This window comes from Flavobacterium album, from assembly GCF_003096035.1.
Lineage (GTDB): Bacteria > Bacteroidota > Bacteroidia > Flavobacteriales > Flavobacteriaceae > Flavobacterium > Flavobacterium album.
On sequence record NZ_CP029186.1, the window covers coordinates 674,188 to 689,169 of the forward strand.

At 46.9% G+C, this 14,982-nt stretch carries 12 protein-coding genes; 7 read left to right on the forward strand and 5 right to left on the reverse strand.

Annotated elements, in window-relative coordinates; all coding sequences use genetic code 11:
* The first annotated feature begins 69 nt into the window (after nucleotides 1-69).
* Complete coding sequence (locus HYN59_RS03045) at nucleotides 70-1,344, forward strand: Y-family DNA polymerase (protein ID WP_108776859.1); 1,275 nt, start codon at nucleotides 70-72, stop codon at nucleotides 1,342-1,344.
* Nucleotides 1,341-1,769, forward strand: coding sequence for a LexA family protein (locus HYN59_RS03050; protein WP_108776860.1), 429 nt, complete (start codon nucleotides 1,341-1,343; stop codon nucleotides 1,767-1,769). The genes HYN59_RS03045 and HYN59_RS03050 overlap by 4 nt, the downstream gene beginning before the upstream one ends.
* A 290-nt stretch (nucleotides 1,770-2,059) precedes the next feature.
* On the opposite strand, the gene HYN59_RS03055 is transcribed toward HYN59_RS03050, so the two are convergent.
* The 3 genes from HYN59_RS03055 to HYN59_RS03065 all read right to left on the reverse strand — a co-directional run bounded on the left by HYN59_RS03055 (nucleotide 2,060) and on the right by HYN59_RS03065 (nucleotide 4,340).
* Nucleotides 2,060-2,269 carry an addiction module protein gene (locus tag HYN59_RS03055; RefSeq protein ID WP_108776861.1) on the reverse strand — a complete coding sequence of 70 codons (210 nt, stop codon included), beginning with the start codon at nucleotides 2,267-2,269 and terminating at the stop codon, nucleotides 2,060-2,062.
* A gap of 142 nt (nucleotides 2,270-2,411) precedes the next feature.
* Nucleotides 2,412-3,662 carry an aspartate kinase gene (locus tag HYN59_RS03060; protein ID WP_108776862.1) on the reverse strand — a complete coding sequence of 417 codons (1,251 nt, stop codon included), beginning with the start codon at nucleotides 3,660-3,662 and terminating at the stop codon, nucleotides 2,412-2,414.
* 186 nt (nucleotides 3,663-3,848) lie between these two features.
* On the reverse strand, nucleotides 3,849-4,340 hold the full coding sequence (locus HYN59_RS03065) for a GNAT family N-acetyltransferase (protein WP_108776863.1): 492 nt from the start codon (nucleotides 4,338-4,340) through the stop codon (nucleotides 3,849-3,851).
* Between the two features lie 119 nt (nucleotides 4,341-4,459).
* On the opposite strand from HYN59_RS03065, the gene fbp reads away from it, so the two are divergent.
* Nucleotides 4,460-5,467 (forward strand): class 1 fructose-bisphosphatase, encoded by a 1,008-nt coding sequence (gene fbp, locus HYN59_RS03070; protein WP_108776864.1) that lies wholly within the window; start codon nucleotides 4,460-4,462, stop codon nucleotides 5,465-5,467.
* A gap of 156 nt (nucleotides 5,468-5,623) precedes the next feature.
* Here the strand turns inward: fbp and HYN59_RS03075 are convergent, their stop codons facing one another.
* Nucleotides 5,624-6,055, reverse strand: a complete 432-nt coding sequence (locus tag HYN59_RS03075; protein ID WP_108776865.1) for a tellurite resistance TerB family protein — start codon at nucleotides 6,053-6,055, stop codon at nucleotides 5,624-5,626.
* Nucleotides 6,056-6,212: 157 nt separating this feature from the next.
* Here HYN59_RS03075 and HYN59_RS03080 point away from each other — a divergent pair, with 157 nt between their 5' ends.
* The 4 genes from HYN59_RS03080 (at nucleotide 6,213) to HYN59_RS03095 (ending at nucleotide 12,586) form a co-directional block, all read left to right on the forward strand.
* Nucleotides 6,213-6,806 (forward strand): HupE/UreJ family protein, encoded by a 594-nt coding sequence (locus HYN59_RS03080; protein ID WP_108776866.1) that lies wholly within the window; start codon nucleotides 6,213-6,215, stop codon nucleotides 6,804-6,806.
* 39 nt (nucleotides 6,807-6,845) lie between these two features.
* A complete protein-coding gene (locus HYN59_RS03085; RefSeq protein ID WP_108776867.1) occupies nucleotides 6,846-7,283 on the forward strand; it encodes a deoxycytidylate deaminase in 438 nt (145 codons plus the stop codon).
* A complete protein-coding gene (locus tag HYN59_RS03090; protein ID WP_108776868.1) occupies nucleotides 7,280-8,854 on the forward strand; it encodes a S41 family peptidase in 1,575 nt (524 codons plus the stop codon). The genes HYN59_RS03085 and HYN59_RS03090 overlap by 4 nt, the downstream gene beginning before the upstream one ends.
* 315 nt (nucleotides 8,855-9,169) lie before the next feature.
* Entirely contained in the window at nucleotides 9,170-12,586 is a 3,417-nt protein-coding gene (locus HYN59_RS03095; RefSeq protein ID WP_108776869.1) for a porin family protein, read from the forward strand.
* A gap of 467 nt (nucleotides 12,587-13,053) precedes the next feature.
* Here HYN59_RS03095 and HYN59_RS03100 read toward each other — a convergent pair whose 3' ends face one another.
* Nucleotides 13,054-14,979: an Ig-like domain-containing protein gene (locus HYN59_RS03100; protein ID WP_108776870.1), complete on the reverse strand. Its 1,926-nt coding sequence runs from the start codon at nucleotides 14,977-14,979 to the stop codon at nucleotides 13,054-13,056.
* Nucleotides 14,980-14,982: the final 3 nt, after the last annotated feature.

Consider the following 14,982-nt stretch of genomic DNA (forward strand, 5'->3'; position numbering starts at 1 on the left):
GGTTCTGCGCAAGAAGTAAATTTTTCATTCAAAATAAGATTATATTCTTATAATGATTAAATTTGCTTTATGTATGCACTCATCGATTGCAATAATTTCTATGTATCCTGTGAAAGGGTTTTCCAGCCGAAGTGGCAGGGGAAACCTGTTGTGGTATTGTCCAACAACGATGGCTGCATTATTTCGCGCAGCGAAGAAGCAAAGACACTGGGCATCGGCATGGCGGTGCCGGAATTCAAGATCAGGCCGCTGCTGAAGGAATATAATGTAGGTGTTTTTTCGTCCAACTACCCGCTGTATGGCGACCTCAGCGAACGTATGATGGAAACCATGCGGATGTTCACCCCTAACGTAGAAGTGTATAGCATCGACGAGGCCTTTCTTGATTTTACGGGGATGAACATTGCCGATTTTCATGACTATGGGCTGCAGATGCGCACGCGCGCGTGGAACTGGCTCAGCCTGCCGATATGCGTTGGGATCGCGCCTACCCGGGTGCTTGCAAAGGCCGCCAACCGCATTGCCAAGAAATTCCAGGACAAGACCGGCGGTGTTTACGTGATCGATAACGATGAGAAACGCATAAAGGCGCTCAAATGGCTGAAGATCGGTGATGTATGGGGCATTGGCTACCGCTCTGCCCGCAAGCTGAAGGCGCTGAACATTAATACTGCTTACGACTTTATACAGCCTTACTTTGAGCAGTGGATCCGTAGGAATATGGGTGTGGTGGGCCTTCGCCTGAAAAGCGAGCTCGAAGGACAGTCGGTATTAGGCCCCGACCCTATTGATATCGATAAGAAAAGCATCGCCACGACACGGAGCTTTCCTAAGCAGCTTACCGACTACGACCTCATCCGTGAACGCGTTTCTACCTTTGCGACAGTAACGGCTGAGAAACTCCGGAAACAGGGCTCGTGCTGCCATACCGTAATCGTCATGCTGGTAGCCGACAAGCACAGCATCGAAAACCTGAAGTACCATTACAGCCGGGCAATGACGCTGCCCTTTCCTACCAATTCTGCACTGACGATAAACAATGCTGCCATACAGCTGCTGAAAACCCTTATGGATAGTACCGATACCATACGGTTCAAGAAAGCGGGCGTTATCGTGACGGAACTTATTCCCGAGGACAACAGGCAGTTTAACCTTTTTCTCGATGAGAACCCCAAGCACCTGGAACTGATGAAAGCCATGGACAAAGTAAACCGCAAAATGGGTGACCGCATGATACGCCTCGGAACGCAGGAAAAAAAGACATGGGACATGAAGCAGGATATGCTTTCTCCTGGCTATACCACCAAATTTGGCGATATCCTGACAATAAACTGCGAATCATGAAACAGGCATTGACATTCTTTCGGCCCGATGATGAGAGCACCCCGGGTTTGCCGTTTGTAACGCACGGCATTTCGGCAGGGTTTGCATCACCGGCACAGGATTTCATGCAGGAGCGCATCGACCTGAATAAAGAACTTGCCAAAAACTGGCTGACTACATTCTACATAAGGGTTTCGGGAAACTCGATGATGAATGCCGGGATAGCCGATGGCGACCTGCTCGTTGCCGACCGCAGCCTGGAACCTGCTGATGGAAAGATAGCCATTTGCCTCATCGATGGCGAGTTTACCGTAAAGCGCCTGAAACTGGATAAAGACTGCCTGTACCTTATGCCCGAGAATCCTGCCTACCAGCCCATAAAAGTGAGCGAAGAAAATAATTTTACGGTTTGGGGAATCGTGACGTATGTGGTGAAGAGTTTGTAAACTACAACTTTCTTTTCTTCCATTTTTTTGGTGATCGTGAAGTATGAAAAACACCAATATAAACAGTATATCCTCCTTGACAATATAATGTATGCCATAAGGAAAACGGTAAATGAAAAACACTTTAATTTTTCTATACCTATCCTGGAAAGCTAAAGGACTTAGGGCAATCTCACTTATACCCGCTTCAAGGCAAAGTTCAAAATCATAAGACAGGCCTTCCCGTTGCTCATCATACCACAGAATAGCATCTTCAATATCCAATAGTGCTTCATCGGTAAAATGAATTTTTATTTCCTGAGGCCTTTAATACGGCTTTTAACTTCATCCCATGTATATAGCTGGGTCTCGCCTCTTTCAAGTCTGTCAAGCCTAATGTCGAGTTCCTGCTTTATCTCATCTGAAAGTTCCAGGTCTTTTTTGGAAATGCTGTCCCATAGCTGCTCAGCAAGTATAATCTTTTCGGCATTGCTATATTTTTCAATATCTTTAACTTTCATGATACTGTTTTTTATAAAGATATAAAATTAATGATATATCTTTCAACTCCAAAATGACAAACGCATTGTTTGGTTATAAACTTTTGGGGTTTGTAACTGAAGCTGCGACCTGCCTATTCCGCAAAAAGGCTGTGACTTAAACTTATTTCGTCACGATCTGCATGGTTTCCCTGCTCACTTGGCGCACAAGCACTTCCTTATTCTTGGCAACGGCATCTGCCGATCTTTCATTGAAATGCCTGATCGTGTAGAGTGATACATTGTCGTTGTAGGTCACCTTGAACTTTTTGGAAAGAATGGTTTTTAGTTCCTGGAAGTTGCCGAACTTATCGTCCACACATACAGAGAAGCTTATCGCTGAATTCTGTATCAGGTGAACCTTCATTTTGTATTTGTGCAGCAGAGCGAATATCTCGCTGATATTTTCTTCCATAATAAAGGAAAAATCAAGCGACGAAAGCGATATTAGCAACTGGTCTTTTTTTACGATAAAGCATGGCGCATGCGGCTCAAGGTCGGCACCCTTGCTAACGCTGGTTCCCGGCAGCAACGGATTGACAAACGACTTTACGTACAGCGGGATTTCCTTTTTTTGTAAAGGCTGCAATGTTTTGGGGTGGATAACCGTAGCACCGTAAAATGCGAGCTCTATGGCTTCACGGTAGGATATCTGGTTTAGGAGCACGGCATTCTCAAAATAACGAGGGTCGGCATTCAGTACGCCCGGCACGTCTTTCCATATCGTTACGCTTTCGGCGTTAAGGCAGTAGGCAAAAATAGCGGCTGTATAATCGGAGCCTTCACGGCCAAGGGTAGTCGTAAAGTTATTTTCGTCGGAACCTAAAAAGCCTTGTGTGATGTTAAGGCTTTTCTTCTTTACATTTTTCGAAATAAGTTTCTGCGTCTGGTCCCAATCGACGATCGCATCACGGTAAGTGTTGTCGGTCTTGATGAACTCACGCACATCCAACCACTGGTTTTTGAGTCCGCGGTAATTAAAATAGTGGCTTACAATGGTGGTCGATACAATCTCACCCTGGCTCACGATCTGGTCGTAGACAAAGTTATAGTTGGGCGACTTGTTATTCTTCAGGAAGCTTTCGAGATCGGAAAAGATATGGTTCACTGCGGCAAACACAGGGTGCTTGTCGTCGTCAAAAAGGTCGATGAGTATCTGGTTGTGGTATTTTTTCACTTCCTGGATGGATGACTGCAACTCAGGTGATTTGGACACATAATCTTTTATCACCACCTCCAGCGCATTGGTCGTTTTGCCCATTGCCGAAATGACAAGCAGCACGTCCTCATGCCCTACCTGCTGCAATACCTCATACACATTTTTGATACCATCGGCATCCTTTACCGATGCCCCACCGAATTTGAATACTTTCATCCTGAATATAATTTAATACTACCTTTCAAATAATATTTAACCACATAGATACATAGGCTTATAATTATCTCCAAGGCTTACGATATGTTTATTTGCAAGTGCACATAATGAAGCGACGCTTCATCTATGAGCCACTTATGCCTCATTTGTCCTTAATAAAGCCATAATGGCTAAGTGCCTATGTGGTTAAATTTTTTTTAAAGCTTTTATATCTAACGTAAACTTTGTAATGCCTTCCTCGTTCATCTGCACTGTAAGCCAGTCCTGCAATATGGCTGCACCCGAACGTTCGTAGAATTGTATCGCGTGGGTGTTCCAGTTGAGCACTACCCACTCTACCCTGCGCACACCATCGGCTTTAGCGAATTTAATTACTTCCTTATAAAGCGCACTGCCAGCTCCGGTGCCACGCTTGTTTTCCTTCACGATCAGGTCTTCCAAATGAATAGTCCTGCCTTTCCAGGTAGAATAACGGTAATAGAACAGCGCCATTGCGATAACCTCCCCATCGGCCTCAGCCACAAATGTATGGAATAACGGGTTGCTGCCAAAACCGTCTCGCACCAATTCGTCTACCGTTACCACGACAGCATCGGGCTCTTTTTCGAATGCGGCAAGCTCTTTAATAAGGCCCAGTACAGCGGGCATATCTTCCTTTTTCCCTTCTCGGATAACCATAGTAATTCCTATAAAATAAGCCCAAAAATACGCTTTAAAAATGTTTAATGATAAGTTTCGGTTTCATATCACAAAAATTTCGATATTTGTGCCCTCAACACAACTATAACGTTTTCGTAATGGAAGAAAGAAATAAGACATTAGGCGAGTTCATCATCGAGAAGCAGGAGGATTTCAAATATTCTTCGGGTGAATTATCAAGGCTCATCAACTCCATAAGGCTGGCCGCCAAAGTAGTGAACTACAAGGTAAACAAAGCCGGACTGGTAGATATCATCGGGAAATTCGGCGAACAGAACATACAGGGCGAAGACCAGCAGAAACTGGATGTATATGCCAATGAGATCTTTATGCAGACGCTCATCAACCGCGAGATCGTGTGTGGTATCGCCTCAGAAGAGAATGACGATTTCCTTACGATAGAAGGTAATGATGGGTCGCATAACAACAAATATGTAGTGTTGATTGACCCGCTTGATGGCTCTTCTAATATCGACGTGAATGTTTCGGTAGGTACGATATTCTCCATTTACCGCAGGGTAACGCCGGTAGGCACCCCTGTAACGCTTGAGGATTTCCTCCAGCCGGGTGTGAACCAGGTAGCGGCGGGCTACGTGATCTACGGTACATCGACCATGCTTGTGTATACTACCGGAAATGGCGTGAACGGCTTTACGCTGAACCCGGCCATTGGTACGTTCTACCTTTCACATCCTAATTTCATGTTCCCAAAAGATGGAAATATCTATTCGATCAATGAAGGCAACTACGTGCATTTCCCGCAAGGCGTAAAAGATTATATCAAATACTGCCAGCTTGAGGAAGGCGACAGGCCGTACACCTCCCGCTATATCGGCAGCCTTGTGAGCGATATCCACCGCAACATGATCAAGGGCGGTATCTATATCTACCCGACCAGCTCGAAAGCCCCTAAAGGCAAATTAAGGCTGCTTTACGAATGCAACCCTATGGCGTTCCTTGCCGAGCAGGCAGGCGGCAAAGCTTCGGACGGTTTCGGGCGCATCATGGAGATACAGCCTACGGAACTGCACCAGCGCGTACCGTTCTTCTGCGGAAGCTACAACATGGTAGAAAAAGCAGAGGAATTTATGGCGAAATATAAATAAAAGCGGCTGAGTTGCTGAGTTTCTAAGGCACTTAGCCTTTTACCGGATATAAATAAAAATCCCCGACACGATAATGAGTCGGGGATTTTTATTATGTAAACGCAATCCTCAAAAGCTAAGAACCTAAGTATCTCAGCAGCTAAGAACCTCAAAAAATTACTTATTCATGTGCTGCATTTCATATACGAATGTATCGGCATCCACATTCAGTACAAGCAGCGATAGTGCTTTGTCAACAATATAATTTACGTTGCCGGGGGTGAAGCCGAGTGCAAGCGCAAAGCGTGTAAGGATCTCTTTTTGCTTTGGCCCAAGTATATGATCGGCATATACCATCCTTGAAAGGTCGTACAAACGCTCCAGACGCTGCACATGCAGGTGTGGCGGGTTGATAGGATATTTCAGGGGATTTGCCAGTATCTCTGCATATTCCTCCTGCGAAATTTCAAGCTGCTTGGCCAGTTTATCAAGGAAAAGCCTTTCTTCAGTACTAAGGTGGCCGTTTTCCATTGCAACCCTTACAATAGCGGAAAAGTGCCCTTTGTTCCTGTCTTTAAAGCCGCTATCAAATAGATCCGAAATTGACATATTGTATCTGTTAAAAATTTGGTGCAAATATACTTCTATATTTCAGCCTGATATAATTTTTTATAAGATTTTTGCCTAATCTCCCGTTATAGAAAGATTACCTTAAAGATAGTTCATAAAAATGATGTAAGTTTACATTTTAAACGAATTCAATACCATGTCCGATTTTTGGCTGTACTTCAATATTGGCCTGAAACATGTGCTCGACATCAACGGCTACGATCATGTGCTGTTCCTCATGGCGCTTTCGCTGCCCTATACTTTTAAGGACTGGAAAAAGGTACTGGTACTGGCTACGCTTTTCACCATTGGGCACACGTTGTCGCTGGTGCTGTCGGTATTTGGCGTAGTGACGGTAAATGCTGCCGTCATTGAGTTCCTTATCCCGGTAACCATTCTGATAACCGCACTTTATAACATTTTTAGATGGGCAAGGAAATCAGGCGGCAAAAACGACAGCCTTACCTTCATTTCGGTGACCACGCTATTTTTTGGCGTCATCCACGGCCTGGGCTTTTCCAACTATTTTAAAGTGGTGCTTTCCCCTGCCGCCGACGAAAAGCTGCTCCCGGTACTGGAATTTGCATTAGGCATAGAAGCTGCACAAATTATTATCGTGGTGGCTATGCTGCTGTTGTCGTTTGTGGTACAGGAATTCCTTCGGTTTGCAAAACGCGACTGGATCCTGGTCATATCGGCATTTATAGCCGGTGTGGTCGTGCCAATGATTATAGGAAGTGAGATATGGTAAAAAATTAATTAACCCGATAACTATCGGCGGGATTTTTAAATGAAAGAGAAGAAACAAAATAAATACGACAGGGCCTACCTGAGGATCGCCCGCGAGTGGGGACAGCTCTCCTACTGCCAGCGCAGGAAAGTTGGCGCAATTATTGTGAAAGACAGAATGATCATTTCCGATGGCTATAACGGGACGCCATCGGGATTTGAGAATTGCTGCGAAGACGACAGCGGCCTTACCAAATGGTATGTACTGCACGCCGAAGCCAATGCGATACTGAAAGTGGCCCGTTCAACACAATCGTGCGAAGGCGCAACGCTCTATATCACCATGTCGCCCTGCAAAGACTGCAGCAAGCTGATACACCAGTCGGGCATCAAAAGAGTGGTATACCAGGAAACCTATAAAGACAATTCGGGAATAGAATTCCTTGAAAAAGCGGGTGTAGAAGTGGCGTGCCTCCCGGACCTTGACCAGATACAATGAAAATAAAGAAGTTATATTTACCCATACTGCTGTCGGTTACCCTTTGCATAGGGTTGCTGCTGGGCAGTTTTCTTAATTTCCCTGCCGAAAAGCGCGGGCTGATAGGGAGTTCCAATAAAAGCAAGCTCAACAAGCTGATTGATTTTATTGACAGCGAATACATTGACGACGTGAATACCGATTCGATTGTTGACCTTACAGTGAACAGCATCCTCGAAAAGCTGGACCCGCACTCGGTTTACATTGCCAAAGACGAGATGGAGCAGGTTGCGCAAAGCATGAAGGGCGACTTTGTAGGTATCGGCGTGAATTTTTACATGTATAAGGATTCGGTTGCGGTGATCAAGCCCATACCGGGCGGCCCGTCTGAAAAGGCAGGCATCAGGGCCGGTGACCGCATACTGTTTGCCGGGAAAGACAAGCTGTTCGGGCGCAAATTGCCAAATGACAGCCTGTTCTCCAAACTGAAAGGCAAGGAGGGTTCCCAAATAGCCCTTACCATTTTCAGGAAAAGCGAGAATAAGAAATTCAACATTAACCTGACGCGCGATGTGGTGCCGATAAAAAGCGTTGATGCCTCGATACTGGTGGGCAAATCTACCGGTTACATCAAGATCAACCGCTTTGCAGAGACTACGTATGACGAGTTCCATACTGCGCTCGTGAACCTTAAAAAGCAGGGTGCCAGGTCGCTCATCATCGACCTGCGCGATAATGGCGGCGGCTACCTTGAAATGGCTGTGGAAATTGCCGACGACCTGCTGCCGGACAACCGTATTATCGTAAAGACAAAGAATAAAAAGAATCGCGAGGACATAACCAAAGCCACTAAAGGAGGTATTTTTGAAGAAGGGCCGCTGTATGTGCTGATCAACGAGAACAGCGCTTCGGCCAGCGAGATCCTGGCGGGCGCGATACAGGATAACGACCGTGGCACTATCGTAGGCAGGCGCTCGTTCGGGAAAGGGCTTGTGCAAAGGGAAATGCCATTGGGCGATGGCAGTGCTGTGAGGCTTACCGTGGCGCGCTACTATACCCCTTCGGGACGTTCTATACAGCGGAGCTATGCCGAAGGTGGTGAAAAATATTTCAGTGACTTCGAAAAACGATATGAAAGCGGCGAACTCTATTCGGCGGACAGTATTAAAGTTGCCGATACACTAAAATTCAAGACCCTGAAAGGCCGTATCGTGTATGGCGGCGGTGGTATTATCCCAGATCTGTTCGTGCCCCAGGAAGGCAAGCATGGCGATGAGCAGCTGGCCATGATCATGCAAAGCGGGGTTGTAAGCTATTTTGTATTTGAGCAGTTAGATAAAGAACGGACACAGTTCAAGGGGTTGCCTTCCAACCTTATTTCCGAAAAAGTAAATGCGACCGATAAATATTTTACCGCATTCGACACCTACCTGAAAAAGAACGGGCTGGTATTTAACCTTGCCAAACACAAAGATAGGGTAAAACGCTACCTCGCAGCCGAATTTGTACGCCAGCTGCTGAACGATAAAGAATATTATACATTGCTGTTGCGTGAGGATAATATGGTAAAGGCGGTTTTAGACAAAAAGTAGTTTTCGGTCGCAGTTTTCAGTCTGAGCTAATTCTGATTGAAATAATAACTGAACTTGCTATTTGGTTAAAGGGTCTTGAAGAAGGCAAAACCCAATTATACACTTGGGAAGAGGTTAAGAGTCATATAAATTCTTTACGTTGAAAGATCGCTTCGTCGTTCATCCCTGACTTTTCAGGCAGGCCCGCGATGACAGTGCGAATAGAAGCGCTAAACAGTAACACACCCTACAGGCAACCCGAAACCCTAAACCCGGAACCGACTAACTTTAAAAAGGAATACACTACTTTTGCCATTTTGGAGTTATACTGTAGTGATGCTGAAAAAGAGGTTTTTACTGGTGTTTTTATGTTGTTTTTCTGCGCTTTACGGGCAGGAGATCACTACGCCGTATAAAAACCGGAAAATAACCGCCGAACGTGACACGATAAAGATCGACAGCGTGAGCATCAACCAGGCGTTTTTTAAGTTGCAGGATGGTGCGGGGAAAGATATCGACACCAGCTATTACAAAGTTGATTTCCGGAATAGCACGCTGGTATTCCGCAATGGTTTTGCATCGCAGGACACCCTTACGCTGCGCTACCTCAGCTATCCCGACTACCTTACCAAAAAATACAGCATTTACGACCAAAGCCGCGTGGTGAGCAACGAGGCGGGAAAGGAAAACCTGTACAAGGTAACGCGCGACCCGCTCAATACCTTCAAGCCTTTTGACGGGCTTACCACCTCGGGCAGCATCACGCGGGGCATCACTGTAGGTAACAACCAAAGCGCTGTGGTCAACTCCAATCTCGACCTGCAGATTACCGGAAAGCTATCCGACAAGGTGAGCCTTCGCGCCTCGATCCAGGATACCAATATTCCTTTACAGCAGGGCGGCTATTCGCAAAAGCTGGATGAATTCGACCAGATATTCATCGAAATGTTCAGCGATACCTGGAACATCCGTGCAGGCGACCTTTTCCTGGAGAACCGCCAATCGCGTTTCCTTAATTTCAATAAAAAGGTACAGGGGCTTTCGACTGCTTTTACCTTTGGTAAAGAAGGTTCTAAAACCTCGATATTTACGGCAGCGGCATTGGTACGCGGCCAATATGCCCGAAGCACCTTTACCGGGCAGGAAGGCAACCAGGGGCCGTACAAGCTGCGCGGCCCGAATGATGAATTATACATTTTGGTAATATCCGGGTCGGAGCGCGTGTTCGTTAACGGCATCCTTTTGGAACGCGGCGAAAACAACGATTACATTATCGACTATAATGCCGGCGAGATCATCTTTACCTCGCTTTTCCCAATCACGTCCGAGATGCGTATCAACGTGGAATACCAGTATTCCGAGCGCAGCTATACGCGTTTTGTTACCTATGGCGGCGTTACCCATGAGCGCGAAGACTGGAGTATTGGCGGGTATGTATATTCGGAAAATGATGTGAAGAACCAGCCGTTGCAGCAAAACCTGAGCGCAGACCAGGTAGCCACATTACAGCAGGCCGGTGATAATGCCAACCTGATGACGGCGCCTTCTGCGTATGTGGATACCTATTCGGAAAACAAGATATTGTACCGTAAAACCACGGTGAACGGTGTCGAGGTTTTTGAATATTCTAATGACCCGGATGAAACTTTGTATAACGTTCGTTTCACCCTGTTGGGCAATAACCTGGGCAACTACATTTTGGCGAATGCCGCCGCTGTCGGCCGCATTTATGAATATGTTGCTTCCGTGGATGGCGTGCCGCAGGGAAATTACGAGCCTATCATCCGCCTTACCGCCCCAACAAAAATACAGATAGCCACAGTGCTTGGCAAATACAATCCGTCGGAGAAAACATTTATTGATTTTGAGGCCGGACTGAGCAACAACGACCTCAACTTATATTCGCCCATTGATGATGCCAATAATAAAGGCCTGGCCGGAAAGCTCGATGCCAAACAGCGGCTCTATACCGGGACGTGGGAACTGGATGCCTTTGTCAATTACCAGTTCATACAGAAAGATTTCAGGACCATAGAGCGGTTGTTCAATATCGAGTTTGGCCGCGACTGGAACTTAGCGAATATACTCACTACCAACTCGAACCAAACTTACCTGATAACCGGAACCACCTTTCGCCTCCCGCAAAAAGGGCAGGTGAATTACCAACTGGAAAAGCTCGATTTTTCGGGTGCCTTTACCGGGACACGCCATGTAGTAGATGGCCGCTTTAACTTTAAAAACCTGCTGGTTCAAAACCGCGGGAGCCTGCTGAATAGTGACAGCGATTATTCTACCTCGACATTCCTCCGAAATGAGGCTTTGGCCAAGTACCATTTCTCGAAAAACTGGGTAGGCGGCACCGTACGGCTGGAAGACAACCGCGAAAAGGTGAAGGCTACCGGGCAGTATACCTCACTGAGCCAGCGCTTCAGCGAGGTGGGCGCTTTCGTGGGCCGTGGCGACAGCACCAAGGTATTTGTTGAGCTGGGCTACCTGCGCCGCACCAACGACAGCCTTGTGAATGGGATGCTCAAAAAAGTGAATACGTCCAATTCCTACTACCTGAAATCGCGCCTGCTGCAAACCGAGAAGAGCGACCTTACTTTGTTTGCCAATTACCGCCGCCTGAAATTTGAAGACCCTGCGTTTAAAGACGAGCCATCGCTCAACTCCCGCCTTTTGTATAATGACAGATACTGGAACCAGCTTGTGCAGGTAACAACGGCCTACGAAACCACATCGGGCACCATAGCGCAGCAGGAATTTACCTATCTCGCCGTTGAGGCCGGACAGGGGGTATACACCTGGAACGATTATAACGGCAACGGCATACAGGAATTGCAGGAGTTTGAGGTAGCGCCCTTCCCTGACCAGGCGACATTTGTGAGGGTTTTCCTGCCCAACCAGGTATTTATCCGGACGCACCAAAACAAGTTTTCACAGTCAGTTACCCTGAATCCCAACCAATGGCAAAACGAGAAAGGTTTCCGCAAGTTCCTCTCCTATTTTTATGACCAGGCCTCCTACCTGATCGACCGGAAGATTGAGCGCAATAGCGATAACTTTGACCTCAACCCGTTTTCTACAAGTGAAGAAAACCTGCTGGGGCTCACATCGGGTTTCCGCAACAGCCTGTTTTACAACCGTGGGAAACAGGATCATTCGGTTACTTACACCTACATCAATAACCGCGCAAAAACATTGCTGACCGTTGGCTCTCAGGAAAACAGCAACAGTTCGCACCAGGTGCAGTATGCCCACCTCATACAAAAAACCTGGCTGCTTAGTTTTTCGGGTCAAACGCTAAAAGCAGAAACCAAATCGGAGAATTACGGAAGCAAGAACTTTGAGATCGGGGGCTATCTGGCGGGTCCGAAAGTGTCATACATCTTTTCACGAAATGCCAGCTGGGACCTTTTTTATGAATACCGCAGTAAGGAGAACCGCATCGGTGATATGGAAACGCTTTCGCAGCAGCGCTTTGGCACCTCGTTCAATTATGCTTCGGAAAAGCAGTTTACCGCAAGCGGCGAATTCTCGTTATATAAAAATGATTTCACGGGCAACCAGCTCTCCCCTGCCGCCTACAGCATGCTCGAAGGCTTATTGCCGGGACAGAATCTTACCTGGCGCCTGCTGCTGCAAAAGAATCTCACACAGTTTCTTGATATCAATATCAACTACCAGGGACGGAAGAGTGAGACCAGCAAGGCGATACACACGGGAAATATACAGTTGAGGGCTTATTTTTAAAGGTCAATGGATCGCGGATTTAGCGGATGTGCGCGGATTACCATTGTAATTATAAAAGGCATTGAAGTTTTTTAAACCTATAGCTACTGAGTCCTTAAAAACACAGGGATTCGGATGCTCCAGGAACCCTGTAAAAGAATTAATCAAATCTTTAAATTATTTAGTTGGCAGGTATTAAAGGATTGTCAGCAATTATATGCCGCTCCTCCGGAGCTCATAGGAGGGTTTCATTTGCATTTTGCTATAAATATTCCGTCCCTCCGGGACTCACGAGTGGCAGCCCCAGCGGGGCGGTATGTTTATAGAAACGTTGAAGTAAGTGGCTAGAACTCCGGAGGAGTGATATGGAGATCATTGCGGCTCAAATAATCATTCCATTTGTATACATAATAGCCTTAAAACAGAAAGGGGCGCTTCACGTCGAAGACACCCCTTTCAAAAAAAAACCAACTAGTTATCTTAAATACTTACTGCTTCATTATTTTAAGCGAAGCTGATGCCCCGTTAGCAGTAAGTACCTTTATGCTGTAGCTTCCTGCAGGAAGTTTCGACACATTTATTTCTATTTTGTCTCCCTGCGCTTTTTGCGAAATTACCTTTTGGCCCAGCAGGTTATACACCGCTGCTTCGGACAGGGTTGTATTATTGCTGATAGTTACAACATCATTTACCGGGTTAGGGTAGGCCACCAGGCTTTTCAGTTCAAAGTCGGAAGTACCAAGCTGCTCTTGTGCCATAATCATAAGCATATCGCTTTCGCAGCCATTTATGGTTTGCGTTACATGGTACATTCCGCCATCTTCAAGAACGGTGTCGGTACCCACTTCAATAAGGTCGCCGCCATCGTTGAGCATATACCATTTTATAGTGGCTCCAACAAACACTGATATTTCAAGATCGGCAATGGTTTGCCCTGCGGTGAATTGCTGTGTTTCATTACCTCCGGGTGTTGCCGGGATCGGATTTACTATTACATTGATGGTCTGCGGCGGGCTTTCGCACTCCCCGATGCTTTGTGTTGCGTTATAGGCTGTGCCGTTTACCAGCTCTGTCGTTGCCGGCAATTCGCCGCCTCCCGCTGCAAGGTGCCATTTCAGTGTAGTTCCTGCTGTAGTGTTTAGATCCAGGTCGGCCAAAGTTGCACCTTCACAGAAAGCCTGTGTTTCGTTGCTTGTCGATGGCCCCGGTACTGCGGTCACCGTTACCTCTATAGGAAGCCTTTCGCTCACACAGCCGCCCATGGTCTGGCTCACATAGTAGGTCGTTGTTGCAAGTCCCATATCCCCCGGTAGTTCAGCGCCGCCGGTGGGCACGGCATACCAATGCAATTGTGCGCCTGCCATTGGTGTGGCCATAAGGTTGGAAACCTCGGCGCCCGAACAGAAATCCTGTGTAGTGTCCGATGTTGTAGGCGCTGCCAGCGGAACATAGCTTACTGCTACTGTAGCCCTTGTGCTTTCGCAGCTACCAACGGTTTGCGACACATAATAGTTTCCTGCTGTAAGTATCGTAGTCGCTGCAAGCGGTGCACCGCCTGTTGGTGCAGCATACCAGTTTATAGTTCCTGTACCTGTCGCGGTAAGGTTGGCAACGGTAGCTTCTGAACAAAATTGCTGTGTGGCACTTGCTGTAGGCTGTGCAACGGTGGTTACGGTTACCGGTACCGGTATCCTTGCGCTTTCGCAGGCATCAACCGTTTGGGATACATAGTAGGTTGTGCTTGTAAGCGCTGTTCCGCCTGTAAGTGCTGTTCCGCCTGTTGCTGCCGCATACCAGTTGAATGTTGCACCTGCTGCGCCTGTTGCTACAAGGTTTGATACGGTTGCTGCATTACAAAATGATTGTGCTGAGGCCGTTGGCGCATCCGGGGCGATACAGCTGAACGCGTTATTAATGGCGTAGCCCCTGTTATTCTGGTGGTAGGCAAGAGAGAACGATGCCGTGGCCGAACGGGAGTAAGCAAAGTCGATGTTGGTATCGGCATATACAAAAGTATAGTCATTGGTATCGCCTGTATTGAAAGCCCTTGTAGCAACGATGGTCCTTGTACCTCCGGCAACGGTGTTGGATGTTACCGTCCAGTTGTTAATAGGATCTGTAGACGGGGCTATTCCAACGCCGTTGTGCACGGCATCGACCAAAGTAGTACCGTTATAATATACAACGTCCTTGCCCGCATGCATACCATCGCCTTGCACGAAAGAGCCGAACTGGAGGGCATACCACCTGTCTGACGGGCCGGTAAATGTAAGTGTAGCTGTTGATGTGGTGTTGTTCAGGTCGATTTTGGCCGTCATTCCTGTGAGCAGGTTGACAACTCCCGTGGTCTTGCTCTGTGCATAAAGGCCCGCACCGGACAACAGCACTGCCGCAATAAGTAACAGTTTTTTCATTGT

What these genes read in the sequence shown, in the direction of transcription:
- HYN59_RS03045 (WP_108776859.1), top strand. Translation starts at nt 70, where the DNA reads ATGTATGCACTCATCGATTGCAATAATTTCTATGTATCCTGTGAAAGG.
- HYN59_RS03050 (WP_108776860.1), top strand. Translation starts at nt 1,341, where the DNA reads ATGAAACAGGCATTGACATTCTTTCGGCCCGATGATGAGAGCACCCCG.
- HYN59_RS03055 (WP_108776861.1), bottom strand. Translation starts at nt 2,269, where the DNA reads ATGAAAGTTAAAGATATTGAAAAATATAGCAATGCCGAAAAGATTATA.
- HYN59_RS03060 (WP_108776862.1), bottom strand. Translation starts at nt 3,662, where the DNA reads ATGAAAGTATTCAAATTCGGTGGGGCATCGGTAAAGGATGCCGATGGT.
- HYN59_RS03065 (WP_108776863.1), bottom strand. Translation starts at nt 4,340, where the DNA reads ATGGTTATCCGAGAAGGGAAAAAGGAAGATATGCCCGCTGTACTGGGC.
- fbp (WP_108776864.1), top strand. Translation starts at nt 4,460, where the DNA reads ATGGAAGAAAGAAATAAGACATTAGGCGAGTTCATCATCGAGAAGCAG.
- HYN59_RS03075 (WP_108776865.1), bottom strand. Translation starts at nt 6,055, where the DNA reads ATGTCAATTTCGGATCTATTTGATAGCGGCTTTAAAGACAGGAACAAA.
- HYN59_RS03080 (WP_108776866.1), top strand. Translation starts at nt 6,213, where the DNA reads ATGTCCGATTTTTGGCTGTACTTCAATATTGGCCTGAAACATGTGCTC.
- HYN59_RS03085 (WP_108776867.1), top strand. Translation starts at nt 6,846, where the DNA reads ATGAAAGAGAAGAAACAAAATAAATACGACAGGGCCTACCTGAGGATC.
- HYN59_RS03090 (WP_108776868.1), top strand. Translation starts at nt 7,280, where the DNA reads ATGAAAATAAAGAAGTTATATTTACCCATACTGCTGTCGGTTACCCTT.
- HYN59_RS03095 (WP_108776869.1), top strand. Translation starts at nt 9,170, where the DNA reads ATGCTGAAAAAGAGGTTTTTACTGGTGTTTTTATGTTGTTTTTCTGCG.
- HYN59_RS03100 (WP_108776870.1), bottom strand. Translation starts at nt 14,979, where the DNA reads ATGAAAAAACTGTTACTTATTGCGGCAGTGCTGTTGTCCGGTGCGGGC.